22 protein-coding genes and 1 other annotated feature are annotated in these 26,974 nt (G+C 37.0%); of the genes, 2 read left to right on the top strand and 20 right to left on the bottom strand.

Features of this window, described 5'->3' with window-relative positions; genetic code table 11:
* Nucleotides 1–62: 62 nt before the first annotated feature.
* The 8 genes from AB5M32_RS08850 to AB5M32_RS08815 all read right to left on the bottom strand — a co-directional run bounded on the left by AB5M32_RS08850 (nt 63) and on the right by AB5M32_RS08815 (nt 11,478).
* Entirely contained in the window at nt 63–1,727 is a 1,665-nt protein-coding gene (locus AB5M32_RS08850) for a peptide ABC transporter substrate-binding protein (RefSeq protein WP_010720789.1), read from the bottom strand.
* Nucleotides 1,728–2,080: 353 nt separating this feature from the next.
* A complete protein-coding gene (gene aac(6'), locus AB5M32_RS08845; protein WP_034700626.1) occupies nt 2,081–2,629 on the bottom strand; it encodes an aminoglycoside N-acetyltransferase AAC(6')-Ii in 549 nt (182 codons plus the stop codon).
* Nucleotides 2,630–3,536: 907 nt separating this feature from the next.
* A complete protein-coding gene (gene rlmN, locus AB5M32_RS08840) occupies nt 3,537–4,610 on the bottom strand; it encodes a 23S rRNA (adenine(2503)-C(2))-methyltransferase RlmN (RefSeq protein WP_178287251.1) in 1,074 nt (357 codons plus the stop codon).
* A 251-nt stretch (nt 4,611–4,861) separates the two neighbouring features.
* Entirely contained in the window at nt 4,862–7,303 is a 2,442-nt protein-coding gene (locus tag AB5M32_RS08835) for a DNA translocase FtsK (protein WP_368024415.1), read from the bottom strand.
* Between the two features lie 346 nt (nt 7,304–7,649).
* Entirely contained in the window at nt 7,650–9,086 is a 1,437-nt protein-coding gene (locus tag AB5M32_RS08830) for a glycoside hydrolase family 1 protein (RefSeq protein WP_178287247.1), read from the bottom strand.
* A gap of 268 nt (nt 9,087–9,354) precedes the next feature.
* Nucleotides 9,355–10,173, bottom strand: a complete 819-nt coding sequence (locus AB5M32_RS08825; protein ID WP_010720795.1) for an amino acid ABC transporter substrate-binding protein — start codon at nt 10,171–10,173, stop codon at nt 9,355–9,357.
* Between the two features lie 16 nt (nt 10,174–10,189).
* A complete protein-coding gene (locus AB5M32_RS08820) occupies nt 10,190–10,825 on the bottom strand; it encodes an amino acid ABC transporter ATP-binding protein (protein ID WP_010720796.1) in 636 nt (211 codons plus the stop codon).
* Nucleotides 10,826–10,836: 11 nt separating this feature from the next.
* Nucleotides 10,837–11,478, bottom strand: a complete 642-nt coding sequence (locus tag AB5M32_RS08815; protein WP_010720797.1) for an amino acid ABC transporter permease — start codon at nt 11,476–11,478, stop codon at nt 10,837–10,839.
* A gap of 200 nt (nt 11,479–11,678) precedes the next feature.
* Nucleotides 11,679–11,909 (bottom strand) — a binding site (T-box leader).
* Between the two features lie 92 nt (nt 11,910–12,001).
* Between AB5M32_RS08815 and AB5M32_RS08810 the strand changes: the two genes are divergently transcribed.
* Nucleotides 12,002–12,487 carry a prolyl-tRNA synthetase associated domain-containing protein gene (locus tag AB5M32_RS08810; protein WP_088775533.1) on the top strand — a complete coding sequence of 162 codons (486 nt, stop codon included), beginning with the start codon at nt 12,002–12,004 and terminating at the stop codon, nt 12,485–12,487.
* Nucleotides 12,488–12,718: 231 nt separating this feature from the next.
* Here the strand turns inward: AB5M32_RS08810 and AB5M32_RS08805 are convergent, their stop codons facing one another.
* The 3 genes from AB5M32_RS08805 to AB5M32_RS08795 all read right to left on the bottom strand — a co-directional run bounded on the left by AB5M32_RS08805 (nt 12,719) and on the right by AB5M32_RS08795 (nt 15,791).
* The gene (locus AB5M32_RS08805) at nt 12,719–14,791 is read right to left on the bottom strand and encodes a DNA topoisomerase III (protein WP_178287245.1); all 2,073 of its coding nucleotides are present in this window, start codon (nt 14,789–14,791) and stop codon (nt 12,719–12,721) included.
* Nucleotides 14,724–15,101, bottom strand: a complete 378-nt coding sequence (locus tag AB5M32_RS08800; RefSeq protein ID WP_010720800.1) for a DUF1033 family protein — start codon at nt 15,099–15,101, stop codon at nt 14,724–14,726. Before AB5M32_RS08800 ends, AB5M32_RS08805 begins: the two co-directional genes overlap by 68 nt.
* 123 nt (nt 15,102–15,224) lie before the next feature.
* Nucleotides 15,225–15,791 carry a TetR/AcrR family transcriptional regulator gene (locus tag AB5M32_RS08795; RefSeq protein WP_034700638.1) on the bottom strand — a complete coding sequence of 189 codons (567 nt, stop codon included), beginning with the start codon at nt 15,789–15,791 and terminating at the stop codon, nt 15,225–15,227.
* A 149-nt stretch (nt 15,792–15,940) separates the two neighbouring features.
* Between AB5M32_RS08795 and AB5M32_RS08790 the strand changes: the two genes are divergently transcribed.
* A complete protein-coding gene (locus AB5M32_RS08790) occupies nt 15,941–17,242 on the top strand; it encodes a multidrug efflux MFS transporter (RefSeq protein WP_081128488.1) in 1,302 nt (433 codons plus the stop codon).
* Nucleotides 17,243–17,543: 301 nt separating this feature from the next.
* On the opposite strand, the gene AB5M32_RS08785 is transcribed toward AB5M32_RS08790, so the two are convergent.
* The 9 genes from AB5M32_RS08785 to AB5M32_RS08745 form a co-directional block, all read right to left on the bottom strand.
* Nucleotides 17,544–18,245, bottom strand: a complete 702-nt coding sequence (locus tag AB5M32_RS08785) for a hypothetical protein (RefSeq protein WP_225792577.1) — start codon at nt 18,243–18,245, stop codon at nt 17,544–17,546.
* Nucleotides 18,246–18,625: 380 nt separating this feature from the next.
* Nucleotides 18,626–19,753: an aminotransferase gene (locus tag AB5M32_RS08780; RefSeq protein WP_178287323.1), complete on the bottom strand. Its 1,128-nt coding sequence runs from the start codon at nt 19,751–19,753 to the stop codon at nt 18,626–18,628.
* 438 nt (nt 19,754–20,191) lie between these two features.
* Entirely contained in the window at nt 20,192–21,313 is a 1,122-nt protein-coding gene (gene mnmA / locus AB5M32_RS08775; protein ID WP_010720804.1) for a tRNA 2-thiouridine(34) synthase MnmA, read from the bottom strand.
* Between the two features lie 577 nt (nt 21,314–21,890).
* Nucleotides 21,891–22,175, bottom strand: coding sequence for a hypothetical protein (locus AB5M32_RS08770; protein WP_010720808.1), 285 nt, complete (start codon nt 22,173–22,175; stop codon nt 21,891–21,893).
* Between the two features lie 98 nt (nt 22,176–22,273).
* Nucleotides 22,274–22,816 (bottom strand): hypothetical protein, encoded by a 543-nt coding sequence (locus AB5M32_RS08765; RefSeq protein WP_231105515.1) that lies wholly within the window; start codon nt 22,814–22,816, stop codon nt 22,274–22,276.
* A 466-nt stretch (nt 22,817–23,282) separates the two neighbouring features.
* Nucleotides 23,283–23,903: a hypothetical protein gene (locus AB5M32_RS08760; RefSeq protein ID WP_178287243.1), complete on the bottom strand. Its 621-nt coding sequence runs from the start codon at nt 23,901–23,903 to the stop codon at nt 23,283–23,285.
* Nucleotides 23,904–24,305: 402 nt separating this feature from the next.
* On the bottom strand, nt 24,306–24,944 hold the full coding sequence (locus AB5M32_RS08755; RefSeq protein WP_178287241.1) for a hypothetical protein: 639 nt from the start codon (nt 24,942–24,944) through the stop codon (nt 24,306–24,308).
* Nucleotides 24,945–25,030: 86 nt separating this feature from the next.
* Nucleotides 25,031–25,663, bottom strand: coding sequence for a hypothetical protein (locus AB5M32_RS08750; protein ID WP_178287239.1), 633 nt, complete (start codon nt 25,661–25,663; stop codon nt 25,031–25,033).
* Between the two features lie 431 nt (nt 25,664–26,094).
* Nucleotides 26,095–26,733 carry a hypothetical protein gene (locus AB5M32_RS08745; RefSeq protein WP_178287237.1) on the bottom strand — a complete coding sequence of 213 codons (639 nt, stop codon included), beginning with the start codon at nt 26,731–26,733 and terminating at the stop codon, nt 26,095–26,097.
* Nucleotides 26,734–26,974 lie beyond the last annotated feature (241 nt).

The following is a 26,974-nucleotide window of genomic DNA, read 5'->3' as shown; positions in this document are numbered from 1 at the left end:
GTGGAGAGAGATTAAGACAACTGCCTTAATCTCTAGTCCGCTTTTTTTGTCTTAATGTTTGCCTATTCTTCTACATAAGTCCATTTGTAATCCCATGAAGCTCCTGCAGCGTGGTGGACAATTCCTTTGACTTTTTCATTGACTAAGTGTCCTTCTGCTTTTTGGTAAACTGGGATCACACCCATATCGTCTGACATGATTTTAGTTGCTTCTTGTAGATCCGCCCAACGTGCTTGCTCATCGCCCGCATCTTTATTCCCTGAGTCATCTACTACTTTGTCGTAGTCCGCATTACTCCATTGTCCGCGGTTATAAGAGTTACCTGCAACAAATAGGTCTGTAAAGCTGCTTGGATCAGCATAGTCCGCTGCCCAACCGCCTAATACAGTATCAAAATCACCTGAAGACGAACGGTCTAAACGAACGGAGAATGGGACTGGTGTTGGTTTAACTTTTACGCCATCTAAATTTTCTTGGATTGAGTTTTGGATATACTCGATCACTTTTTTCGATGCATCATCATCTGAAGCCATCAAATTGAATTCAAGGGAATCAATGCCAAGTTCTTTTTTCGCTTTTTCCCAATATTCTTTTGCTTTGTCTTTATCGTAAGAAACAAGTTTGCCTGCTTCTTTCGCAAAATCTTCATTTGTTTCTGGATTTTTAGACATGTCCGCTGGGATCAAGCCAGTTGACACAACCGAGCCATCTCCTAGAACTTGTTTCACTAACGCATCACGATTGATTGAGTATGAAATAGCTTTTCTTAAGTTGACATTTTTAAATGGTGAATCAGCTTCACGTTGGTTCAACTCAATATAGCTCGTACGTGCTTCTTTGACTGACGTATAAGCTGGATCATTCGCATTTTGTTGAGCGAGTTCCCCTGAAAGGATGACGTCATCTGCTTGACCGTCTTTAAAGAGATTCAATGCTGTAGAAGATTCTTTGACCACACTAACTTTGATTTCAGATAACTTCACTGCATCTTTATCCCAATAATTATCATTTTTCTTGTATGACCATTCAGTATCTGTCCCTGGTCCGTCAAAATCTGTTAAGGTAAATGGTCCATTGTATACTGCTTTATCACTTGCTGAAGCGTAAGCATCACCGTTTTCTTCCACCACTGATTGTTTTTGCGGGAAGAATGATGGGAAAGCAAGTAAATATTGGAAGTATGGCGTTTGTTTCGTTAATGTGATTTCTAATTCATGATCGCCTACTGCTTTGATTCCTAATTCTGATTTATCTTTTTTGCCTGCTGTGATTTCTTCTGCATTCGCTACTGGAGCAAAAAGATACGCATATTCAGAAGCTGTGGCAGCATCCACTGTACGTTGCCAACCATAAACATAATCAGCCGCAACTACTGGATCACCATTGGACCATTTAGCGTCTTCACGCAATTTGATCTTGTAAGTCAACCCATCTTCACTAACTTCTGCCAGTTCACTCGCTCCTGCTGGTTGTGGTTTACTATCCTTATCTAAACGATAGATTCCCTCATACACATTATTTAATGCAGTAAAACTAATTGTATCCGTTGCTAACGATAAATCTGCTGTTGGCATTTCTTGAGGTACGACTAAATTGAATACTCCGCCTCCATCTGTAGAGTTGCCACTCGCTGAATTACTACTTTTTGTATTTGCACTTCCGCCATAACAGCCTGCAAGTACCAGCCCACTCAAGGCTACAACACTAAATGCCCATTTCTTTTTCATTTCCCGTACCCCTTTTGTCGAAATTTTCAGAATAATTAGTTTTTTCTGAGTTGTTTAAGAGTTTAATGAATAATTATTAAAAAAGCAATACTTTTTTCTCGGTTTTTTTTAAAATAATGTCATTATAGTGAAATATTTATTGTTCTTTTCTGAAAATACACTTATTTTATAAGGTTTTATTTCTACTTGATAAAAAAATAAAATAATTTTCATCAAAAAAAAATAAATCGTAAAAACAGCTATAATGTTCGGATTTAGCTCATAAAAAGATTATAATTTTTTATTCTAACAAAAAAACACTAATACTAGAGAACAAAATGGATCGTTCATTTCTCTAATATTAGTGTCTTAATTTATTCCGTTGGCTCTCTTTTGGCCACTCGTTTTGCTAACCAAATATCAGGCTGGTTCCACCCATTCGCATCTGGGATCACACCGATGATCTGATAGCCAAGTTTCTCATAAAATGTATAGGGATGATGATTGATATTTTTGATTTCTTGTAACTTTGCAAAGGTATCTTCAAATAAATCCGTTTCAACTAAATTTGTTTGTCCTTCAACATCATCTGTCCCTAGATAGATGACCAGGCCGCCATATGAAGCAACTTCTTTTTCCAGGTAGGAAACCAATCGTGTTCCGATTTGTTGTTTACGATGTGCGCTTGCTACTACCAAAGGATGTAACTCCCACCCTGTTTTGCCATATTGAGGGATCGCTCCAACAAAACCGACCAATTCCTCCCCTTCAATCGCCGATACAGCAATCCGTTCTGGAGCCATCAACTGTTCGACTTCTTTCATCGGCTCTGTCCCATACTCATCAGGCCAAGTCAATCTTAAAAGATCTGCAAGCTGATCTCGCAAGACAATATTCTCACGATCAAACTCACTGATAATCATCGCTATCCCTCCCTTTTCTGCCTATTTTAGCAGTACTAGAAAGAAAAAAGAAAAGTTTATGCTTAAGGTCGTGAAAAGAGCGGTTTGCCCTGAGTATTAAGGATGAAAATCTCGAAACAGCTTTTCATGTTTTGAGATTTTTTGACTTAATACCGAAGGGCAGCTCTTTGAACGCCGTGGGTAAGGTCGTGAAAGAAGCGTTCAGCTCCGAGCAAATAAGAGAGGATTTTTTAAAATAGCTTCTCATATTTTAGAAAATCATCGCTTATTGCTGAGGAGTTGCTTCTTGAACGCCGTGGATAAGGTCGTAAAAACATCGGGTAGCTCCGATGACAATAAGAAAGAATTTTTCGAAACTGCTGAGATAACTGCCATTTCAAGAATAAATTGATGAACTATCATTTCTTATAAAAATTATTAATTTACTAATAGACTCCAATCGTTAACAAATAGCTTTTTCATCCATGGCTAAATAAATAGTATTATGATTAGGATCAATAACAACCCTTTACAAACAATCATGCAACGAATCACTAACGAATGGGACAGATTAGGTACATTAGTTTCCATTCAATCCCCTCACTTGCATAAAAAAGGATTCAATGATTATACGCATCAGAATGTATGCAGAATTACTAAATAATAGAGGAGTCTTATGAAGGATCGGAAACTGTTACTATTTTTATCATTATCAATCATCTCAAGTCTCGCTGTCTTGAACGTGACAAAAGATATTCTGTATGCATTATCCTGTTTTGTTCTCTCATGGATATTGTATGGCATTGGGATGAACCGCAAGAACAAACAGTAAATTGAGGTTCTAAGAAAACTCAGCAAAAGACGACAAAGCATAAGGCTTTGTCGTCTTTGTTGTTTCTTCTCCATGGATGTTGGATATTAGCTAATGCTATTTAGTCGTTGCTTTTTCTTTTTTCATTTGTTTACTCCGTAATTGACCACACGCAGCGTCGATATCTGTACCGTGTTCTTTACGGATCACGCAATTGATACCATTCTTTTTCAATACATCATAAAATTTCAGCACATCTGCTTTAGGACTTCGAGAGTATTGGTCATGTTCACTGACTGGATTATAAGGGATCAAATTCACATACGTTAATTTCTTTTTGTCTTTTAATAGATCCGCTAATTGTTGTGCATGCTCCGGACGATCATTGACTTGATTCAACATGATGTATTCAAACGTGATTCGTCGATTGGTTTTTTCAAGATATTCATCTACTGCAGCCATCAATTTTTCAATTGGGAAACTCCGATTGATCCGCATGATGGAGGTCCGAATCTCGTTATTTGGTGCATGTAATGAGATCGCTAAATTGACTTGCAACCCATTATCAGCAAATTCTTTGATCTTATTTGCCAAACCACTCGTTGAAACAGTAATGTGTCGTGCGCCAATTGCCAACCCTTTGGCATCATTGATGATGTGTAAGAAGTTCATGACATTATCATAATTGTCGAATGGTTCGCCAATGCCCATCACAACTACATGGGACACTCTTTCACCTTCTTGTCGTTCATCAAAATAGTGTTGAACCATCATGATCTGAGCCACGATTTCTCCAGCTGTCAAATCTCGATTCTTTTTCAACAGCCCACTTGCACAAAAAGTACAACCAATGTTACAGCCGACTTGTGTCGTTACACATACAGATAATCCATATTCTTGTTTCATCAAGACTGTTTCGATCATATTTTTATCTGGTAATTCAAATAGATATTTGACTGTGCCATCCGTTGCTTCTTGAACCACTATTTGTTTTAACGGATTGATCACAAACTGATCCGTTAACTTTGTTATCAAGTTTTTTGACAAGTTGGTCATTTCGGAGAAGTCTTTGACACGCTTTTGATAAAGCCATTCCCACACTTGGGCGGCACGGAATTTTTTTTCGCCGTTTTCTAAAAACCAATTGGTTAATTCTTCGATTGTTAAACCATAAATGGATTGTTTTTCCAAAATCGTTTCCCTCTTTTTTTCAAAGTATCGCTACATACTATAACTGATTCTAACAACTAATGCAATAGTTCACAAAACAAAGATACCAAATCTTAGGCTGTTTATGAATGCTCCTCCTTTTTTAACTATCGTTTTTTTTGATTTTTATGAATAAGTGATCAATCTCATAAAAAAACCGAAGAACACCCAAAATTACTTTTGGCGTTTCTTCGGTTTCATTGTTAGAACTGACAAGCACATACGCACTTTTTCTATGTTTCGTGATCCGTTGGCATCATATCCATTGGTTCTTCGACTTGCTCAATGAAGACTTTTCTTGGCTTACTTCCTTCTGAAGGTCCTACTACGCCATGTGCTTCTAATTCATCGACTAAGCGTGCTGCCCGATTATAACCAATTCTAAATCTTCTTTGCAATAATGAAATACTTGCTGTCTGCATTTCAATGACAAGTGCTTTAGCTTCTTCAAATAATTCATCTTGTGGTTGTTCTGCGGTACCGCCTGATTCTACTTCATCAGAAGGCATCATTTTTTCTTCATAATGTGCTTCTTGTTGATCTGTTACAAAGTTGACCACTCGTTCTACTTCGTGGTCAGAAATAAACGCACCTTGAACCCGTATCGGTTTGTTTTCACCCATTGGCAAGAAGAGCATATCCCCACGTCCGAGAAGCTTTTCCGCACCATTGGAGTCAATGATCGTACGTGAGTCCGTTCCACTAGAGACTGCAAATGCCATACGAGAAGGAACATTCGCTTTGATGATCCCTGTGATAACATCCACACTTGGACGTTGGGTCGCTAAAATCATATGGATTCCCGCTGCCCGTGCCATTTGTGCCAAACGAATAATAGCATCTTCGACTTCATTGCTGGCAACCATCATCAAGTCAGCTAATTCATCCACGATCACCACGATAAATGGTAAGGTAGGATGTTTCGTTCCATTTTCCAAGTTTTTTTGTTGGACAAATTCATTATAACCAGTAATATTTCTAACACCAGTAGCAGCGAATTTTTCATAACGTTCTTCCATTTCTTGAACGACTTTCTGCAACGCTTGAGCAGCTTTTCTCGGATTTGTCACAACTGGCGTCAAAAGATGAGGAATCCCATTGTACATGTTCAACTCCACCATTTTGGGGTCGATCATCATCAATTTGACTTCATGGGGTTTTGCTCGCATCAAAATGCTGGTAATGATCCCATTGATTGCTACAGATTTCCCACTACCTGTCGATCCGGCTACTAATAAGTGAGGCATTTTAGAAAGGTCTGCGGTTTGGACTCGCCCAGAAACATCTCTTCCTAATGGTACTTCTAACAGCTTATCTGGATGGTTGGGTTGTGCTTCGATGATTTCTCTAAATGACACCATGCTGATCTTGCTATTCGGTACTTCGATTCCGATCAATGATTTACCTGGGATCGGTGCTTCCATCCGAACATCTTTAGCCGCTAATGCTAATGCAATGTCATCCGTTAAACTGACGATTTTACTTACTTTGACACCCACTGCTGGTTGGACTTCAAATTTTGTCACAGAGGGTCCTAAACTTGCTTTGACGACTTTCGCATCTACGCCAAAACTTTGAAAAGTTTGTTCCAAGACTCCGATATTTTTCTCGATTTTTTTATACTCGTCACTTTGATCCGTCGTTTTTACTGAATCGAGTAAATCGATTGACGGTAATTCATAATCTTGATTTTCCTGCTCTGCTTCGATTTCAAATTCTAATGCTGTCCCATCATCTTCTAAGCTCTCTGCTTCTAACGGTTCAGATGCAGTAGGCGTTGTGACCGTTGGCTCTGCTTTAGGCATATCCATTGTCGCAGATGGGACAGTTCCTTGAAAACTATCGATCGGTACAAAACTGAGTTGTTCGGGTTCATCATCTGCTATTTTTTCATAAGAAGGCGCAGACTTTGCTTGTTGTTCAGCGAAACGACGTTTTTCCAGCTCAGCAATCTCAGCTTCTGCCGCTTCTTTTGCTGCTAATTTTTTCTCTTCTCGTGCTTTCGCTCGTTGCTTTTGCCGTTCTTCTTTCGCCGCTTGTTTCTTCGCTTGCTTTGCAGGATCTCCTTCCAGCAGTTCTTGCATTCGTTCTCCCATCACTTGCAAGCCGTTGACTAATTGACAACCTTCGATATTACTAAATAAAACTGCACCACTTATTAATAATAAAATAGCAACAAAGTAACTACCGGGTTGAGCAATCAAGAAATACGTAAAATTATAGAGTGCTGCTCCAACCATCCCACCACCAACATTACTGCTGACTCGAGCATGCTGGATGTCACTTGCTAATAGATCCCAAGTGGTTCCTAGAATGTTTGGTTCGCCACTATGGAGTTTTCCGAATAGATGGGCATGTAAAAAGAGAAGAATTCCTAAGTAAAAAAGAATGCCTCCAAACCACCGACGGCTTTTTCCGATTTTAAAATCGGTATTTTTTACAACGACCCAAAAACCTAAAATAGCTAATAATATACAGAGAAGCTGATAAGTGTTCCCTGCAATGATCCGAAAACCATTTGCCACTAAAATACCTAAAAAACCTAGTTTTAAAAAGCCAAATACGGCAAATAAGATCAATGCAAATCCGATACTGATCGCAAGAAGTTGTTCCTGCTGCTGTTGTTGCTTTTTCGTCTTTTTCTTTTTCTTTGCAGGACGTTTTTTCTTTGCCATTTTTATCCCTCATTTCATCAAGTTCCATTATACAAAAAAAAGCGAGGGAACAAAAGTTTTGTTTCTAAGTTTAAAGTTTTTCTTTTCGAACCCTGTATTTATACCAAATACTTTAAGAAACTTTTTCAAATAACCAATGGCTAGATCCTGCACCCCTATCGAGAAACTATGATAAAAAAACCGAAATTCCACAAAAACCAAGAAAGTTTTTGGGAATTTCGGTTCATTCAATTCATTTGGTTCATTCAGTGAACTCAATGAAGCTGGAAAGTTTTATCCTCACTGCTTCTATTTTTAGATAAAAGCGATCACGCTTTATTTCCCTGAACGTTTACTATCAAAAAGGTCAGATCGTTGAGCCATTTTCTTTGATTACTTGTTGGTACCAATAATAACTATCTTTCTTGTAGCGATCCAATGATCCTGCTTGAGTTTCATCTTGATCGACATAAACAAATCCATAACGTTTTTGGTAGCCATTCAACCAACTTAACAGATCAGTGTAAGACCACGTACAATAGCCAAGGACTTCAGCACCATCTGAGATCGCTTCTTTAATCGCTTTGACATGACTTGAAAGGTAAGCGATACGATACTCATCGTGGATCTTTTTATCCTCTGTCAATTCATCGTATTCCCCTAAACCATTTTCAGTAATCAATACAGGCATCCGGTAGCGACTCGTAATCCGTCTTAAAGCGATTCTCAATCCTTCTGGGTCAATCTCCCAATCCCAATTCGTACGTTCAACGAAAGGATTGTCGACTTTTTTGTACATTCCTGGGACGCCTGTTTCTTCAGAAGATCCTTTTTTCCCAGTGGTATTCATTTTGCCAGCTCCTACACCATCCAACGGATTAAAGGCATTAGTCGCTGTTTGATAATAGTTGATCCCCAAGAAGTCTGGTTTAGCAGATTCAAGCAGTTCTGCGTCTCCTTCAACCATTTCAGGTGCCCAGCCATGTTCTTCTAAAAATTTCATAGCGGCGATCGGGTACTTGCCCCACATGTAGACATCCATCCAGTAATGAGCCATCAAATCTTCCGCATTTTCTGCAGCTAAAATATTTTTAGGATCGCTGTTGATTGGATAATTAGGTGTGTAAGCAAAACTTGGACCGATTTTACCTGGCATTCCTATTTCATGAAACTTATTGATCACTGCTGCATTTGCTAAGTTAGCAATATGGTTCACTTGATACATCCGTTTTGGATCAGTAACACCTGGTGGATGAGCAGCTAATAAATAGCCTAGTGAAGTAAAAATATTTTGTTCATTCAAGCTGATCCAATAATGGACTTTTCCTCGAAAAGCATTAAATAATGTTTCAGCATAATTAGTGAAATCTTCAATGATTTGGCGTGATTCCCAACCTGCATACTCATCTTGCAAGGCTTGTGGAAGATCCCAATGATACAATGTCAACATTGGTTCAATCCCGTTTTCAATCAACTCGTCGATCAGCTCTTCATAAAAAGCTAACCCTGCTTGATTGATTTCCCCACGACCATTAGGAAAAATGCGAGTCCAAGCAACTGAAAAACGATACGCTTTCAATCCTTGTTCTTTCATTAAAGCAATATCTTCTTTAAAGCGATGATAGTGATCAACCGCTAGATCGCCGTTTGTTCCTTTAAAAGTTTTCCCTGGAATGCGGACAAAACGATCCCAGACCGATTCTCCTTTGCCGTCTTCTTGCCAGGCTCCTTCAACTTGATAAGCCGCTGAGGCTGATCCCCAAAGAAAGTCTTGGGGAAATTCAGTTAATTTTTGGTGTTCCATCAATCTCTTCCTTTCTTGCTTCAATCCTTACTAAAAAGAATAACACGAAACCCCTTTCAATACAAAAGGAGAAATCAATCATTGAACAATTTTATGATCATTGGAATTTTTCAGACAAAAAATAAGCAAGAATTTTTTAAAATATGTGTTTCAAAAATTCTTGCTTATTCATTTGGCGCAGGTTAATTTCATAGGTTTTATCGTGTGAACTGAGAGACGCTCAAGTTACCACGCTTCTTTTTAAGACACTCAATGATGTTAGCGTTGCTTACTTCTGAACGGGTGTCACATCTTCACCAAACCATTTGTCTGAGATTTGTTGGAATTCTCCTGTTTTTTCTAATTCCGCAATCCCTTCATTGATTTTCTTCACTAATTCCTTGTCTTTCTTTCGGGCACCCACGACAAAATCTTCGCTTTGATAATCCCCTTTGATCATATTGAACTGATCCAACTCATTTTTTTGCTTCAAGTAATAACCAGCATATACTTTATCCATCAATAACCCATCGATCCGTCCACTCTTCAAATCGATCAATGCTTCATTAAAGCTATCATATAAAACAGCATCCTGATTTTTTACAATATCTTTTAATATTTTTGGTTGTTTGATAAAGGCATCATAACCAGAAGAACCATTTTGAGCTCCTAGGATTTTGTCCTTCATTTGAGCAAAGCTGGTGATCCCTGATTTTTTCGTAGTGATCAGGACTTGTTCGTTTTGCATATAAGGTTTTGAAAATTGGACTTTTTTTGCTCTTTCAGCTGTTTTAGTATACCCATTCCAAATGAGATCAATCGTCCCATTATTCAATTCAAACTCTTTCATGGACCAGTCAATGGGTTGGAAAACGACTTTGATGTCATATTCTCTAAAAACTGCTCTAGCAAGGTCAATATCAAAACCTGTTAGTTTTCCTTCTTTATCACGAAACCCCATCGGTACAAAGGTGTCATCTAACCCGATGATGATCTTTTTTTCTGATTGAATCGTTGACCAATTGTCTTTATCTGTCTTTTCATTCCTACAACCAGAAAGAAAGACGATCCCTGCAACTATCGCAAGTAGCAAACTGATTTTTTTCATCAAGTGTCCCTCCTTCTTACTTGTTTGGGATGACCTTCACGAGTTGATCTCCCACATTTTCCGCAAACACCAAATCATGGGTTACGATGATTTGTGTCACACCTTCTGCCTTCAATGAGACGATCAAGTTTTCTACTTGTTGTCGCAGCTCAGGGTCTAAGGCACTTGTCGGTTCATCATAAGCAAGAACTCGAGGATTCATTGCCAAGGCACGTGCGATCGCTACCCGTTGTTTTTGACCGCCAGATAATTGATAAGGATAATTGTTAAGTAAATCACTGATGCCAAGTGAATCGGCTAATTCCTGTGCTTTTTTCGTATACGTTTCTTTCGATTGCTTCAACACCATTTTAGGTGCTAAAGTGATATTGTCGAAAATACTTAAGTGTGGGAACAGTTGAAAATCTTGGAAAACAACACCTACGACTTGCTCTTTCGTTTTCAATTCAAATGGGTCAAAGGCTACGCCATCCAGATAAAATTCCCCACTGTCTGCTTTTTCCAATCCTGCTAAGATTCTCAAAAGTGTCGTTTTCCCTCCACCAGAAGGACCGACGATCGCCATGGTTTGACCATCTGGAATGACTAGATCTAACGCGTTGATTACTTTCTTTTCTCCAAATGCTTTACTTACTTTCTTTAATTCAATCATGTCCATTCCTCCTAGCGATAATAGTTTAATTTTCCTTCTACTTGTTTCATGATGATCGTTAAGATACCAGTTAGTGCCAGATAGATGAAAGCCACACCTAGTAATGGTAGCAATGTTGCATCACGTTCCATCGCAATCTTCCCTGCTCGCATAACGTCTCCTAGTCCTAAGATATAGATCAATGAAGAGTCTTTCACTAAGTTAATCACTTCGTTCCCAACCGATGGTAAAACGATTTTTGTCACTTGTGGGATAATGATTTTTGTGACGGTTTGAAAAGGACTCAACTGTAACACTTGCGCAGCTTCATATTGTCCTTGGGGAATCGATTGAATCCCTCCACGAAAAATCTCAGCAAAATAAGCGGCATAATTTAAAACAAAAGCCAATAATGCTGCCTCAAAACGGTCAAAGACGATCCCGATCGTTGGCAATCCATAAAAAACAAAAATCAATTGTAGTAATAACGGTGTACCACGCATGACCCAGACATAGGTCTGCAAGATATAACGAATTGGTTTAAAATGTAAAGACAACCCTAATGCTAAAATGATCCCTAATGGCAATGAACCAATCAAGGTAAAAATAAATAATTTCAACGTTGTAAGAGCCCCTACTAATAGTTGTGGCATGACTTCCAGCAAATAATTCATTTCTTTCTTCCTCCTTTTAAATAAAAAAATCCCCTTGACTCTCGTCAAGAGGACGCATCACACGTGTTCCCACCTCTGTTTGTTTCTTTTTCACAAAAGAAACCTCACGCAGTCATTCCAGAAAATGAGGTAAAACAAAAGTAATTGTTGTTGGACATTTACTTCACACGAAAATAAAAAAACGTCCTTCGGTCAAATGACCAAAGGACGTAAATTACGTGGTTCCACCTTTTTTTGTTAGTCCCTCACGGAAACTAACCTTATCTGGTCATCAAACAATGACCGCAGCTGTAACGGGCTTCCCGGATTTTCCTACTGTATTTCAGAAAATCGACTCCAAGATGTGTTTCACCATTAACTGCTATCTCTTTCCACCTGCCAGAGACTCTCTTCAAACATTTAATCGCTACTCTTCTTTTCGATGTCGTTGATTTTAACTTACGTGTAATTTACACGATTATTTTTCTTTTGTCAATTATTTTTTTATAATGAATGAAAGAAAAAGAAAGGAAGCGATCAATCGATGGTTTTTGCTACTGAAAAAGAAGCCTATCAATTACTTGATTTACTAGACATTTCCTATCAAAAGGTGGATCATCCACCGATTACTTCTGTCAAAAATCTGCCGTTTACACTACCAGGACCTCAAGTGAAGAATCTCGTGTTAAAAGCAAAAAAAGGGAAACAAATTTATCTTGTTATCTTACCTGATGAAAAGCAGGCAAATTTGAAACAACTTGCAGAACAGCTGAATGAGAAGCGTTTGTCTTTTCTTTCAGAAGAACAGCTCCTTGATTTATTAGGGGTAGCTCCCGGTACTGTTACACCTTTTGCATTGATGCATGATCAAGAAAAAGCGATTCAAGTAGTGATTGACTCAGCCATTGATCAAACCTCTACCGTAGGATTTCATCCAAATGTCAACACGACAACATTGATCTTATCGTTTTTAGATTTCATCAAGATTTTAGAATACCTTGAACATCCACCTATCTACGAAGATTTATAAGCACGGCTATTTGTGATAAAAAGCCCAACATACAAAAAATGAGGTTCCTCCTAAAAATTGTACGTAAAAACAACAATTTATAAGAGGAACCTCATGACTTATGTCTCAGACTAAGCTTCTTTCACATTCTAAACCATGTTACATAAACAGCAATCACTTGAAACCAATCACCATTTTTTAACATACAATAGTGGTCTCAAAAACCATTACTGATTTTCACCGAATGACACATTACTTCTTCATTGCTGCTTTTAAAGCTGCAGCAAGTGGGCTTTCTTCCGGTTCTTCTGCTTGCGTGTACTTTTTCAATAAACGACGTTCTTCGTGCTTCGTCATTTTTTTCTTTTGTTCTTTTTTATCTAACATTTTTTCGGTCGTCCCATCATATTTACAACGGAAATAAGCGCCATTTTTGCCTTCGATGATCTCCATTTTCCGATGACATTGTGGACAACGATGGTTCGAGACTTTTGGATCTTTTCTTCTACGGTAATGACAATCTTGATTCGTGCAGACATAGATTTTGCCATCTCGAGTATTTTTTTCTCTAAGATTGGAACCGCAGTCTGGACATTTTTTCTGTGTGATCGAGAAATCTTGGTAAGATTGTTTACTTGTTTTGATTTCTTGTACCAATCGTTTTGTTTCTTTTTCAATGCCCCTTAAAAATTGGCTAGCTTGTTTTTGCCCCGCTGCAATTGCTTCTAAGTCTTTCTCCCAGCTTTCTGTTAAATCAGGGGTCACTAAGGAAGGATTGACTAATTCCAATAATTGCTTTCCTTTTGGTGAGACTTGCAAGCCTTGTGGTGTTCGTTCCATCAATTCCGATTTGATCAACTTTTCAATGATTTCAGCACGAGTTGCCGGTGTTCCTAAACTATGTTTTTCCATAAGTCCTAGTAAACTCGCCTCTGTCAAAGGCTTAGGCGGTGCCGATAGTTCTTTCTTGATCGTAAATTCTGGTTGGATACGCATTCCCTCAACCCAGTCCACTTCATTGCTGTCCTTTTGACTGACATCTTTCCAGCCAGCTTGAAGGACTTGATTTTGATGGAACACAAATTGTTCTTTGCCAAATGTCACAGTCACTTTTGTTTGACTGATTTTGTGTGGTTCAGCGAATAATCCTAAGAATCGAGTAACAATCATCTGATAGATTTTTTGTTCTTCGTTGCTAAGTTTCTCATAGCGTGGACGATTTTCAGTTGGTAATAACGCATGGTGATCAGTGACTTTACCGTCTTGGAAGACTTTTGTTTGTCGAACAACTGCCCCATTTTTTAAATACTGTTTCACTTCTGGAGAAAAATCGCTGACTGCCTGTAAACGTTCTTTCATCGTACTTTTCATATCACTCGTCAGATATTTGCTATCTGTACGAGGGTACGTCACGATTTTATGCGTTTCATATAAACTTTGGACCAGTCCCAAAGTTTTTTTAGCAGAGTAGCCATAACGTTGGTTTGCTTCTCGCTGGATCTCCGTTAGATCATAAGGCAATGGTGCCGGCTCCACTTTTACTTTTTCTTGGATGGCTGTCACAGTCCCTTTATTTTTAGCTAACTCTTTCACTAACGATTGAGCTTCTTCATGAGATTTCAATGCGAATTGATTTTTTTGAACCATCTTTGCTTGTTGTTTTTGCACATCTAATAAAATTGAAAAATAGGTTTGTGGTCTAAATGTTTCAATTTTACGTTCTTGTGTTCTAACCAAGGCGAGTGTTGGAGTTTGAACTCGACCAGCGGATAGATTATCTTGATACTTCACAGTCAGCGCCCGTGTCACGTTCAATCCTACTAACCAGTCAGCCTTTGCTCTAGCTAGCGCCGAATAGTAAAGTGCATCATAGTCTTTTGCGGGCTTCAATTGCTTGAATCCTGTCTTGATTGCTTTATCTGTTTGGGAAGAAATCCAAAGACGTTTCACTGGTTTATTGAAGCGGACATATTCCAAGATCCACCGAGCAACCAATTCCCCTTCTCTTCCGGCATCCGTAGCGATCACAGCCTCTGACACATCTTTACGTTGCGCCAATTGCTTGATTGTTTTTAATTGGTGACCTGTTTTAGGCAGTGGTTTGATTCCTAAATTTTTAGGAATCATCGGCAACGTTTCCATTTGCCAACTTTGCCATTCTTTATTGAGGTCTTCAGGCATTTTCAACCCTAACAAATGACCAAGGGCCCAAGTAACGATTACCTTGGGTCCTTCGTAATAATTTTTGTGTTTTTGATTAGCACCAAGCACCTTGCTTAGGTCTTTCGCAACGCTTGGTTTTTCCGCTAGAATTAGTTGTTTCATAAAATTCCTTTCTGCTTTCTAAAGTGATTGGCTGATGATTTTTCAATAAGGCTAACCCTTTATATTGTTGAAGATCATCATCACATTCTTCACACCAGCGCTCGTCTCCGTCATTCCAGAAGGCACTTAGAAAGTTGCTTTTTGCATGGATATATTCGTATTTATTTTTGATTGCAAGCCATTTTTGTTCATAATTAACCTGTGCTTCTTCAAAAGAATCAAATGTTTCTTCTACTTCGATATCCTCTTCCCAATTCTCAAAGAACCACCAAGGCTCATTATCTCCGAACATTGTCACTACTTGATACATACTCGTGCTCCTTCTCTACGATTTTACTAGACTCATCTTAGACACTTTTCAAGAAAGTTGCAAGAAATTTCTCTTATAAAAGGGACATTTTATGAATTTGTCTATTTTAAAGAAACGTACTACTTATTTACTTGGTAAAGTGGCAATAAAGTCATTGATCATCCAAGAATAACTCTCTTCAGGAGACACAGTTGCTTCCTTTGTGAAATAGCCTAAAAATCGTAAAGACAAATAGCCATGGATGATACTTCGCAATTCTCTGCTGCGATGCGTTTTTTCTTTTCGGGTCAAGTCAAAGGCATCAAATAATTGTAGAATGATCTGGTTCGTTTCATAGATTCCTTCTAACAAAATCTCCTCATTGGTGTGAGGGACACTGATCAGTAACTCGTAAACGGCCTGGTTCGCAAAAGCAAAAGACTGATAGACTTGTGCATAGACACGCAGCGCCTCTGCTCCGCTTTTTCCAACCAAAGAACGACGCAACGCATCGTTTAACTCTTGTAATAATTTTGCAGTCAATGCGGTCTTTACATCACGCATATTTTTAAAATGATTATAGAGGGAAGGAGACTTGACGTCTAGCGCCTTAGCCAGGTGTTGAAAAGTGACTTGTTGAACATCCATCTCTTCCGCTAGTCCACGAAAGCAAGCGATGATTTTTTCTTGAGATAGATTTCTTTTTTTCATTTCGTTGTTCCTCTCGTATGTTAACTACTTAACAACTTTAGTTTACCATGAAAAGCGAACTTAAAAAAGAGGCTTCCATTGATAAACTACACATTGTAGTTTATAATAAACGAATGTAAATGAAAATTTTCAGAAAGAAGGACATAACAGTGACCACACGCATCAAAGAAAAATTATTTAGGAAAAGAGAAACTTGGGAACAAAACTTATTTGTCTTATGGTTTGGGACTTTTATGGCAGGAATTGGGTTTAGCTTAGTCATGCCGTTTATGTCACTATACATAGATACGTTAGGTAACTATAGTACGTCGCAATTGAATTTTTGGAGTGGGTTGACCTTTTCTTCTACGTTCTTCGTCACCACATTGATTTCTCCTTGGTGGGGCAAATTAGCCGATCAGAAAGGCAGAAAATTGATGCTCTTGCGTGCTTCCTTAGGGATGGCTGTCGTTATTGCCTTGATGGGTTGTGTGACCAGTGTATATCAACTTGTTGCACTTCGGTTGTTACAAGGGATCTTTTCTGGTTACATCAGTAATGCCACTGCCCTTGTCGCTACTGGTACGCCGAAAGAAAAAAGTGGTCAAGTCCTAGGAACATTGGCTACTGGTTCCGTCACAGGAACATTGCTTGGTCCTTTACTTGGGGGGATTTCAGCCTCAGCATTTGGTTATCGTCCAACTTTCTTCATCACAGGAATCATTTTATTTCTCGTCTTTTTATTGAGTCTCTTCTTTGTTCATGAAACATTTGTACCTATTAAAAAAGAAAATATGGCTTCTGCCAAACAAATATTCAAAGAATTGAAGTATCCCCATGTCGTGATTGGTATGTTCGTCACAACAATGATTATTCAAGCTTCGAATAATTCTATTAGCCCAATCATTAGTTTATATATTCGTCAATTACTAAATGGACATGGCAGTGTCACACTGATTAGTGGGATCATTGCTTCGATCCCAGGAATTGCCACATTGATCGCCGCTCCTCGTTTTGGTCGCTTAGGCGATAAAATCGGGAGTGAACGTATTTTAGCTATTGGCTTAGGGTTTGCAATTTTAGTTTATATCCCAATGGCCTTTGTCACGAATGTCTGGGAACTGGCTGCGTTGCGTTTTTTGATCGGTATTTCAGATGCTTGTTTGCTTCCAGCTGTCCAAGCTTTGATCACCAAATATTCCCCACATCACGCCGCCGGTCGGATTTTTAGCTACAATCAATCCTTCCAAGCAACTGGGAATGTCGTTGGTCCAATGATTGGTTCGAGCGTTTCAAGCGTGTTTGGTTACCGAGGAGTCTTTCTTTCCACTTCTTTACTTGTTTTAGTGAACTTCTTACTAGTACGTCGTAACACACAAGAAATCCATGACAATGAGCTTGTTGACTCATCAGAAACATCCGATACACCTGTCCTTTCTTCAGACAAACACACACAACCTCATGGACATTGATCGCTTACTAATAGTCAATCTGGATAAACAAGAACTATCGTCATATTCCAGATTGAAGAGACCCCCAAAAGCTCAATTGGCGTTCCATTGCTTTTATTTACATTTGGAAACAAGGAGCAACGATTGATATCGATTTAGATTGATAAAATTTGGAAAATAAAGGACAAGGTGTCAATAATAGGAAAGATAAGTCTAATTTTAATGTTATAAATCAAAATTAGACTTATCTTCTTTTTGAGAAAGGATTATTGTTCCACACTCATAAATTTTATATTTTCTAAGTTATAAATGAATGATCATTTTACATATTACTGTCAATCCAAGCAGTATCATTACCTACTCGAAGATAAAGGTACATTGACTTAGTGAGCCCATTGCTAGACAAGGCACCTTTTACTCCACCATATGCTGAATAACCTGCTTGTTCTTTTTTTCTAAATATCCCACTAGAAATCGGAGACCAAGAGCCAAAACCAGCAAAGTTTACACCATAGATTCTATCAATTTGATCATATCCACCTTGCACACTTGTATAATCAGCTTTAAAAACTAATTCAAACCCAAATGAAAATCCATGAATAGCTGTCCCTTTACAAATAGAATACCCAGATCCGCTAGTCCAACTTCCACCTTCTCTCCAAGTACTACGTTTTTGATTTGTATTTTGAGAGTCTTCAATATCCTTTGCGATATTTTCTATTACACTATTTTTATTGACTATATTTCCCTCTTCATCATAAAATACTGCATCCGTAAAATCTACCTGAATCTTTTCAAATGTGCTTGTCGTTCTGTTATTAGTATAATTTTTTGTTTCAAACACATATTTGCTTATTCTTGAAGTTTTTTGTTCCAAATTATAAACATTATCAAGACTTAATTCTAATGGTTCATTGGCTTGTGATGAAATTATATCTGAAGCATGAACATTAGTAACACCATTAAAACATGTTAAAGCTGTAACACTTAATATTCCTAATCCAACCATCTTCCTAAAAAACATTTGCATTCCTCCTATAGTATATGATATTATTTTCCACAAAGTTATAATAACACTTATTAAAAAATATACAAAGAAAACGCTCTCTTGTAGTAAAATAAAGCTTTTTTATAAAAAGGAGAATAATTAAAATGGGGAATTTAATTATAAAACTCGTGTTATCTTTTAGACTTATTTTTACAATTTTAGTTATTATTTTAGTAGTCCTCTCTATCACTTATATTATAAAAAATTTGAAGAACAAAAAATAAAAAAGAGCGTGTTTGGCAACATCAAAAATAATTATTTTATTCCTAACAAAATTGATAAAAACACACCTTAAATTAAAGAGACCTCCAAAAGATAGACCAAAAAATCTAACGTTTGGAGATCTCTTCAATTTCTCAAGCTTTGTTATTTCCACGTTCTTTTAGATATTCTGAAAGTAAGGCTAACCCTTTTTCTAATGTTTCTTTCCTGCAACAATACCCTAAGCGCGCATGTTGAGGCACCCCATAGGCACTACCTGGGACCAGTAAGACACCAGTTTCTCTCAGAAGATCAATACAAAATTGCTCATCATCTTCTGTTATGTTCAAGCGAATGAATGACGTTGACACGTGATTCGGCAACACTAATTGGACATTTGGTTCATCAGCCAGCCATTTTTCAACGATGGCTAAATTCTCCGAAACGATTTTTTTATTTCGTGCAAGGATCTTTTCTTTATTCCTCAGTGCGTGAACCGCTAATGCATCTGACAAAACACCACCGCTAAGTACTAAATAGGTATGGTATTTTCTTAAACGCTCAATGATTTCTTGATTCGCTGCTACCCAGCCGATGCGTATACCAGGAACAGAATAAGTCTTTGACAATGAATTAGTCGTGATCCCCTTTTCATACAGATCCACGATTGAGACAAAATCTCCCCCTGCTAATGGGGCATACACCTCATCCATCAAAATATACGCATCGACTTTTTCGGCAATTTCGATAATTTCTTCCAATGTTTGGCGATCCAACAATGTACCTGTTGGATTATTGGCACTGTTTAAACAAATCATTTTAGTATTTGGTTGGATCACATCAACTAATTTCACACTATCAAAACGCCATTCCTCTTCTTCTGTGAGTGGTACGAAATCAACAGTTGCACCTAAAGATTTGGGTAAGTCATACAATTGCTGATAGGTTGGCAACATGGAGACCACATGATCTCCTGGTTCAATCAATCCATACAGCGCCAAAAGGTTCGCCCCAGTCGCCCCATTGGTTTGAATAATGTTTTCTGAAGAAAGCGATTGATACAAAGAAGCGACTTCTTGTTTGAAAGTTGCCGTCCCCTCGCTCCACCCATAATCCAACGACGTTTTACTCAAAGATTGAAAAAAATCAGTAACTGTCGTTCCGTCTAACCCAATCAGTTCTTCTAACGTCAGTGCTTCGATGGAACTTTGTGCAAGGTCATATACTGCTTCTTTTTCCCACTTATTCAACCATTCTTCCAGTCCAAAATGTGTGATTTCCATCTTTTTCGCTCCTTTTGCTTTCTTCAATATTTTTGATTCACTACTTTCTATTCGTTGATACTCAAACAAACCAAGAACCATTCGTCTCTCCTAATCCTAGATGCCATGTAAATGAGATAAACGGTCGGTTTCCTTTTTTATTATACTCTCTTTTTAAAAATAACGCTTTCAAATAGATAGAACCGCCTGTTGAAAAAGTCGCCTGACACTGTTTTCTTCAGAAAAAATTATTAGACAAAAATCTGAAAACTCTTTGCTTCAAAAACCCCTAACGGATATTTCAGAAGACACTCTAGCAAAAAAAGCCGAGGAATACCAAAAATAGGCGAAACTATTTTCGGATTCTTCGGCTTATTTCTCAGAACTAAACTTGTCTTAACTCTTTTCTTGTTCTTCTAACAAAAGAAAGTTGTTCAAAGAGCTGTTCGCAAGCAAGATTTACACATATTGCAAGACTTTTTCTTTATTGTAGGCATGATCAATCAAGCCACCACCAAGGCACTCCATTCCATCATAAAAGACGACAGCTTGACCTGGTGTGATCGCCCGTACAGGTTCATCAAAAATCACTTCGGCACGATCGCCTTCTAATAACCGAACCGTTACCGGCACATCTTGTTGGCGGTAGCGGAATTTAGCTGTACATTTAAATTCCTTTGGCATTGGTTCATTCGTTGTAAAATGGATTTCGCTCGCATCAAGGCTTGTTGCATATAAGGCAGGATGATGAAATCCTTGTCCTACATATAACGTATTCGTTGCAAGATCTTTTCCAACTACAAACCAAGGTTCTTGTGATGCACCGCCACCACCAATCCCTAGGCCTTGTCTTTGACCGATCGTGTAATACATCAATCCAGCATGTTGACCTTTGACTTCGCCATCAAGTGTCACCATATTTCCTTTTTTAGCTGGTAAATAATTACTTAAAAATTGTTTAAAATTCTTTTCGCCTATAAAACAAATCCCAGTGGAATCTTTCTTTTTAGCAGTTGCTAAACCTGCACGTTCCGCAATTTCACGTACTTGTGTTTTTTCCATACCACCTAGTGGGAACATTGTTTTCGCTAATTGTTCTTGTGACAATTGGCTTAAGAAATAAGTTTGATCTTTGTTGTTATCTACACCGCGAAGCATATGTGCTACGCCATTTTCGTCACGCACTACTTGCGCATAATGCCCAGTCGCTACGTATTCAGCACCTAGATCCATCGCATAATCTAAAAATGCTTTAAATTTGATTTCTTTATTACACATCACATCTGGATTAGGTGTCCGTCCTGCTCGGTATTCAGCTAAGAAATATTCAAATACACGATCCCAATATTCTTTTTCAAAATTGACAGAATAATAAGGAATCCCGATTTGTGAAGCAACTTTCGCTACATCCTTATAATCTTCCGTAGCTGTACATACACCATTTTCATCCGTGTCATCCCAGTTTTTCATAAAGATCCCAATGACGTCGTAGCCTTGTTCCTTTAGTAAAAGTGCTGTTACAGATGAGTCGACACCGCCACTCATCCCAACGACAACGCGTGTCTTGCTGTTGTCTTTCATGGTATCACCATCATTTCAATTAGATTTTCTGAAATCATCTACGAGTTGAAGGTCGCAACTTTTCAGTGCTTTACATTATACGATATATTCTTGAAAATTTCATCCCTTATTTATCAAAGTATCAGTATAGCCTTTTAATCACTTTTAAAAAAAGAAAATTGGAATCGTCTTTCTATCATTTGCTTTTGTTCAGTCGATTGATCATAGTTAAAGACTATCCACATGAAGAAAATAAGCGTAAGGAAAGAATATAAGTAGCAAACAAATAATTGAGGATTAATAGCACCATCTTTGTTAAAAGATATACCTGATACGTTAAATAAAATGATTTTTCTTCTTTTCAATTTGTATCATTTTTTTCACCCCCCAAAAAAAAGCCAGCCCAAAATACAGATTAGGTTAAGGAAAATAATGATTCTTTTTAAGAATTTGGATTCAATTTTTGTGGATAAAAACAAGTTAACCCCTCCGATGATCCAACAACTAATCGATAGAATCATAGCAAGACATAGCCCTTTATGGTCAAATATTTTTTTCATCTTTTCTCCTTCAATAATTTTAAAAATGCCAAACCGATTCAATTAAATCGTCGCCAAATATCAAACCAATTATCAAGCCAGCTATACAGCCAATTATAGAGACTGATAAAATTTAGAAGGATCACTACTATTTTTAGATAATTAGATTTGATCTTGGTAGCAAAGAAAAGGCTAGCGCCACCTAATAACCAACACGTAATCCTCACTAACAATAGAAAATTAAGCTCATCTGTTTGGATATAGCCAACATAAGCAACACTAAAAGATAACGCTAACAAAACAAATGAAATGATGGTACAGGTTTTACTTTTTAATGGGATCATTTTCTTCTCTCCTTTTCATTCTTCAAACACATTTTTTAGTATTTTTAATAAGAATACTCATCTCTCCTAAACACTTGCCTTTGTCAAATACCTGATAGTTATAGACCAAAAATCCAAACGACGATATGGAAATAGGTTGCAAAAAAATAATTGATCCCTAAGAGAACCCACTTGACTTTTCTATTCTCGTTCTTGAGGTTCGCCGCAAGAATAAGACCAACCACCCCAGACAAACTTAGTAAAATCAAAAATCCAAGCGTACGCAAATAATCCCCAGAGGTAAGGTAACTGTAGTGGACCCTGATAAAAAAGCCAGCTGTCAAGATCATTGGTAATCCTAAACAAATGATCGCTACTCGTTTCTGATCTTTTGTTTTCAGTAACCAGATGGATAGTAGCAAATAAACAATTAGCGCAATAAGCCAATCAAATCTTGCAATACTAACAAAGCCGATAAAAATAAATACGACTCCAAAAATACAAGCAAAATGAATGAAAGCTGCCCATCTTTTTAAAAGTTTTGAATGTACACCAGTAGAAAAAAGCAAACTGAGTCCACTGAGTAAACAACAAAGATAATAGATGAACACAAGACTGATCTCTATAAAAAGTCCGACTGACAAAGCCATTGGCAATCCCAAACAAATGATCGCCTCGCGTTTCTGATCCTTTTTTTCAGTAGCCAAATTGTTAGTAGCAAATAGGCAATTAAATCATATCTTTGAATGCCAATAAAACCGATAAAAATATATAAAACCCAATAAAGACAGCCAAAATGAACGATAGCTGTCCATTTTTTTAAAGGGGTGGCATACACTCCGGTAGAAAACAACAAACTAAGTCCACTGAGTAAAAAGCAAAGACAATAGATTAACACTAAACTTACTTCTGAAAGATTGTGAAAAGATTTCACAATTATCCCAACAGAGCCCCTCATTACTAATAATGTACCTAGAAAAATGCTACAGACGAAGAAAATCATGGAATACTTCGTACAGGTCTTACTTGTTAGCGACAACATCCACACTACTCCTTTCTAACAAAAAACCTTTTTATATTCTAGCAAGCCACTTTCCTTTCTAATACTCGATATGTATGTAAGACGTCTCACTGAAGAAAGATGTAGATATGGTAATAAGTTGCAAACAAATAATTGATACCCAAAAGTATCCACTTGGCTTTTCCCTTATCGAGCTGCGCTGAAAGAATCAGACCACTTAAACCTGATAAATGAAGAATGACTATGTATCCAATGGTGTCCCATGACCATCGTCCCCCATAAAGGATTAGTTCGTAATTGAGCTTGATAAAAAAGCCAGTTGAAATAATCATCGGTATCCCGAAGAAAGTGATCGCTAGCCATTTCTGCTTGCTTGCTGTCAGTAAAACGATAGCTAGAAACAAATAAAGAACGATTAAAAAAAGTACATGGAAAAGAAAAGCAAAAATAAAGAGAGAAAACCAATAAACACTACTAAAATGAATAATCGCCGCTGTCCGTTTTAAAATTTTTGAATGCGTACCTGTAGAAAAAATCAAACTGAGCCCACTGAGCAAACAGCTAAGATAATAGAAAATCATCAGACTTCCTTCTGGAAGATCACTTAACGGAATAAATCCATAAACTTTACCAAGCAAACCAACAATCATCAACATCATTAAGAAAAAACTACCGATTAAGAAATTTCTTGAAACCTTTATACACGTTTTACTGTCTAGCGATAGCATTTGTACCACTCCTTTTTTATTTTCCTAACTAATTTTTTAAAAATGTAGCAAAAAATAAACCAACCAATCCTGACACCATGATAAGAAAGAACGGAACCAACATTCTAAAACCAAGATAATACAGAACAAATTAAGGAATATAATGATTCCTTTCAGTTCTTCATATTTTGGTGGAATAATCAAATTGATCCCACCACTAATCTAATGCCCATATATGTAAACGAAAAAAATGCTGGGTTTGCCTTCATGTCAGGAATAAAATAACTCCCCTTTCTTAGGTGCCCACTGATTATCTAAAAACAAACATTTTATCTTTCCATCTCGTTGTTTCCCTTTGGTATTTTTTCAATAAGAACGATTCCCTCTTTCAATCACTTGCCTTTATCGACTATCTGATTATAGTTATAAACCAATAATCAAAATGACGATATGGAAATACATTGCAAAAATATAATTCAACCCTAAGAGTATCCATTTGACTTTTCTGTTCTCGTTATTGATGTTTACTGAGAGAATGAGTCCAATTAATCCAGACAAACTCAGTAGAATCACATAACCAGTCCATTCCCAGCTAGCTCCAGAAGTTAGTAGATCGTAATTGATTTTGAGAAAGAGCCCTATTGAAAACAACATCGGTATCCCCAAGCAAACGATTGCTACTCGTTTCTGACTTTTTGTTTTCAATAACCGGATGGACACGAATAAATAGGCCATTATCGCAAGGATAAAAATGAAACCTTGAATGATCATTAAACCAATCCAAAATAGACCAATGAAATAAACACAACTAAAATGACTAATTCTAATCAACCATTTTAACTCTTTTGAACGTACACCGGTCGAAAAAATCAAACTGATGCCACTAAATAAACAGCAAAGATAATAGAAAAAAAAGCCACTTATTTCTTGATAATGACTAAATGGAGCAAATCCATGCTCCCCTGCTATCCTACTCACTACTAGTAAAAAAATGGAGGAAATACTACAGATTAAGAAAATCACTGTAAACTTGGTACATACCTTACTTGATAACGGCAACATTTACACTACTCCTTTCTAACAAAAAACCTTTTTATATTCTAGCAAGCCACTTCCCTTTCCAGTACTCGATATGTATGTAAGACGTCTCACTGAAGAAAGATGTAGATATGGTAATAAGTTGCAAATAAATAATTAATACCCAAAAGTATCCACTTGGCTTTTCCCTTATCGAGTTGCGTTGAAAGAATCAGACCACTTAAACCTGATAAATGAAGAATGACTATGTATACAATGGCGTCCCATGACCATTCCCCCCTATAAAGGATTAGTTCGTAATTGAGCTTGATAAAAAAGCCAATTGAAATAATCATCGGTATCCCGAAGAAAGTGATCGCTAGCCATTTCTGCTTGCTTGCTGTCAGTAAAACGATAGCTAGGAACAAATAAAGAACGATAAAAAAAAGTACATGGAATACTTCAACAAAAAGAAAACCGAAAATAAAGAGAGAAAACCAATAAACACTACTAAAATGGACAATCGCAGCTGTCCGTTTTAAAATTTTTGAATGCACACCTGTAGAAAAAATCAAACTGAGACCACTGAGTAAACAGCTAAGATAATAGAAAATCATCAGACTTCCTTCTGGAAGATCACTTAACGGAATAAATCCATAAACTTTATCAAACAAACCAACAATCATCAACATCATTAAGAAAAAACTATCGATTAAGAAATTTCTTGAAACCTTTATACACGTTTTACTGTCTAGCGATAGCATTTGTACCACTCCTTTTTTATTTTCCTAACTAATTTTTTAAAAATGTAGCAAAAAATAAACCGATCAATCATGACACCATGATAAGAAAGAACGGAACCAACATTTAAAACCAAAATAATACAGATCAAATTAAGAAAAATAATGATTCCTTTCAGTTCTTCATATTTTGGTGGAATAATTAAATTGATCCCACCACTAATCTAATACCCCTATATATAAACGAAAAAAATGCTGGGTTTGCCTTCATGTCAGGAATAAAATAAAAACTTATGAAAACAATCGAAATAGTTAATAAAATTAATGGGACTTTCGTATAATCCTTACTTTTTAGTGAAAAAATACAATAACTCCCCTTTTTTAGGTGCCAACTGATTATCTAAGAAAACATTTCATCTTTCAATCACTTGCCTTTATCGACTATCTGATTGTAGTTATAGACCAATAATCAGAATGACGATATGGAAATAAGCAGCAAATATATAATTCAACCCTAAGAGCATCCATTTGACTTTTCTGTTCTCGTTATTGATGTTTAATGAGAGAATAAGTCCAATTAACCCAGACCAACTCAGTAGAATCACATAACCAATCAATTCCCAGCTAGTCCCCGAAGTTAGTAGCTCGTAATTGATTTTGAGAAAGAATCCTGTTGAAAATAACATCGGTATTCCCAAGCAAACGATTGCTATCTTTTTCTGATTGTTTGTGTTTTTTTTCAATAATCGGATAGATAGCAGTAAATAAGCAATTAGTACAATGAAAAAATCATATCTTTTGATACCTACAAAACCGATAAAAACGAGAACAATACAGTAAACATAGCTAAAATGAATGAAAGTAGCACTTCTTTTTAACGTTTTTGAATAGGATCTTGTAGAAAAAAACAAACTAAGCCCACTTAGTAAACAACCAGGATAATATATGTATGCTACATTTTTGATACCTACAAATAATTGATTAAACATGCCGTTGCCGTAAAAAGCCATTACTAGTAAAACCAACGGCAAAATACTACAAGCCAAGAAAATCTTCGAAAGCTTCGTACATGTCTTACTTGTTAATGGTAACATTGCCTCACTCCTTAAAAGTTCATCTGTTTATGTATTTTTGATTGACTGTTCTAAACACATCTATCCCAAACCATATAGACACTGACATGGATAGCACCAAACCAACTAGATAAGCCTTCATTCTCATCTTCTCCTTTTATATTAATGAACAGATTGTCATAATCTGTGAAGAAAACAATCAAGTATTTATTTTAAAAAAACTACCCTTTTACCATTTTTTCTAGAAATAATCGATTACAAA

The organism is Enterococcus sp. C57 (assembly GCF_040887305.1).
In the GTDB taxonomy this organism is placed as follows: Bacteria; Bacillota; Bacilli; order Lactobacillales; family Enterococcaceae; genus Enterococcus_B; species Enterococcus_B hirae.
This window is presented reverse-complemented; position numbering and strand designations above follow the sequence as displayed.

Coding starts and splice junctions, on each gene's coding strand:
- AB5M32_RS08815 (WP_010720797.1), bottom strand. CDS start 11,478: ATGAATTATTTGCTGGAAGTCATGCCACAACTATTAGTAGGGGCTCTT.
- AB5M32_RS08835 (WP_368024415.1), bottom strand. CDS start 7,303: ATGGCAAAGAAAAAACGTCCTGCAAAGAAAAAGAAAAAGACGAAAAAG.
- AB5M32_RS08795 (WP_034700638.1), bottom strand. CDS start 15,791: ATGAAAAAAAGAAATCTATCTCAAGAAAAAATCATCGCTTGCTTTCGT.
- AB5M32_RS08850 (WP_010720789.1), bottom strand. CDS start 1,727: ATGAAAAAGAAATGGGCATTTAGTGTTGTAGCCTTGAGTGGGCTGGTA.
- AB5M32_RS08785 (WP_225792577.1), bottom strand. CDS start 18,245: ATGTTTTTTAGGAAGATGGTTGGATTAGGAATATTAAGTGTTACAGCT.
- AB5M32_RS08755 (WP_178287241.1), bottom strand. CDS start 24,944: ATGTTGCCGTTATCAAGTAAGGTATGTACCAAGTTTACAGTGATTTTC.
- AB5M32_RS08760 (WP_178287243.1), bottom strand. CDS start 23,903: ATGCTATCGCTAGACAGTAAAACGTGTATAAAGGTTTCAAGAAATTTC.
- AB5M32_RS08805 (WP_178287245.1), bottom strand. CDS start 14,791: ATGAAACAACTAATTCTAGCGGAAAAACCAAGCGTTGCGAAAGACCTA.
- AB5M32_RS08825 (WP_010720795.1), bottom strand. CDS start 10,173: ATGAAAAAAATCAGTTTGCTACTTGCGATAGTTGCAGGGATCGTCTTT.
- mnmA (WP_010720804.1), bottom strand. CDS start 21,313: ATGAAAGACAACAGCAAGACACGCGTTGTCGTTGGGATGAGTGGCGGT.
- AB5M32_RS08820 (WP_010720796.1), bottom strand. CDS start 10,825: ATGATTGAATTAAAGAAAGTAAGTAAAGCATTTGGAGAAAAGAAAGTA.
- AB5M32_RS08830 (WP_178287247.1), bottom strand. CDS start 9,086: ATGGAACACCAAAAATTAACTGAATTTCCCCAAGACTTTCTTTGGGGA.
- AB5M32_RS08770 (WP_010720808.1), bottom strand. CDS start 22,175: ATGATCCCATTAAAAAGTAAAACCTGTACCATCATTTCATTTGTTTTG.
- AB5M32_RS08810 (WP_088775533.1), top strand. CDS start 12,002: ATGGTTTTTGCTACTGAAAAAGAAGCCTATCAATTACTTGATTTACTA.
- AB5M32_RS08750 (WP_178287239.1), bottom strand. CDS start 25,663: ATGCTATCGCTAGACAGTAAAACGTGTATAAAGGTTTCAAGAAATTTC.
- AB5M32_RS08780 (WP_178287323.1), bottom strand. CDS start 19,753: ATGGAAATCACACATTTTGGACTGGAAGAATGGTTGAATAAGTGGGAA.
- AB5M32_RS08800 (WP_010720800.1), bottom strand. CDS start 15,101: ATGTATCAAGTAGTGACAATGTTCGGAGATAATGAGCCTTGGTGGTTC.
- AB5M32_RS08745 (WP_178287237.1), bottom strand. CDS start 26,733: ATGTTACCATTAACAAGTAAGACATGTACGAAGCTTTCGAAGATTTTC.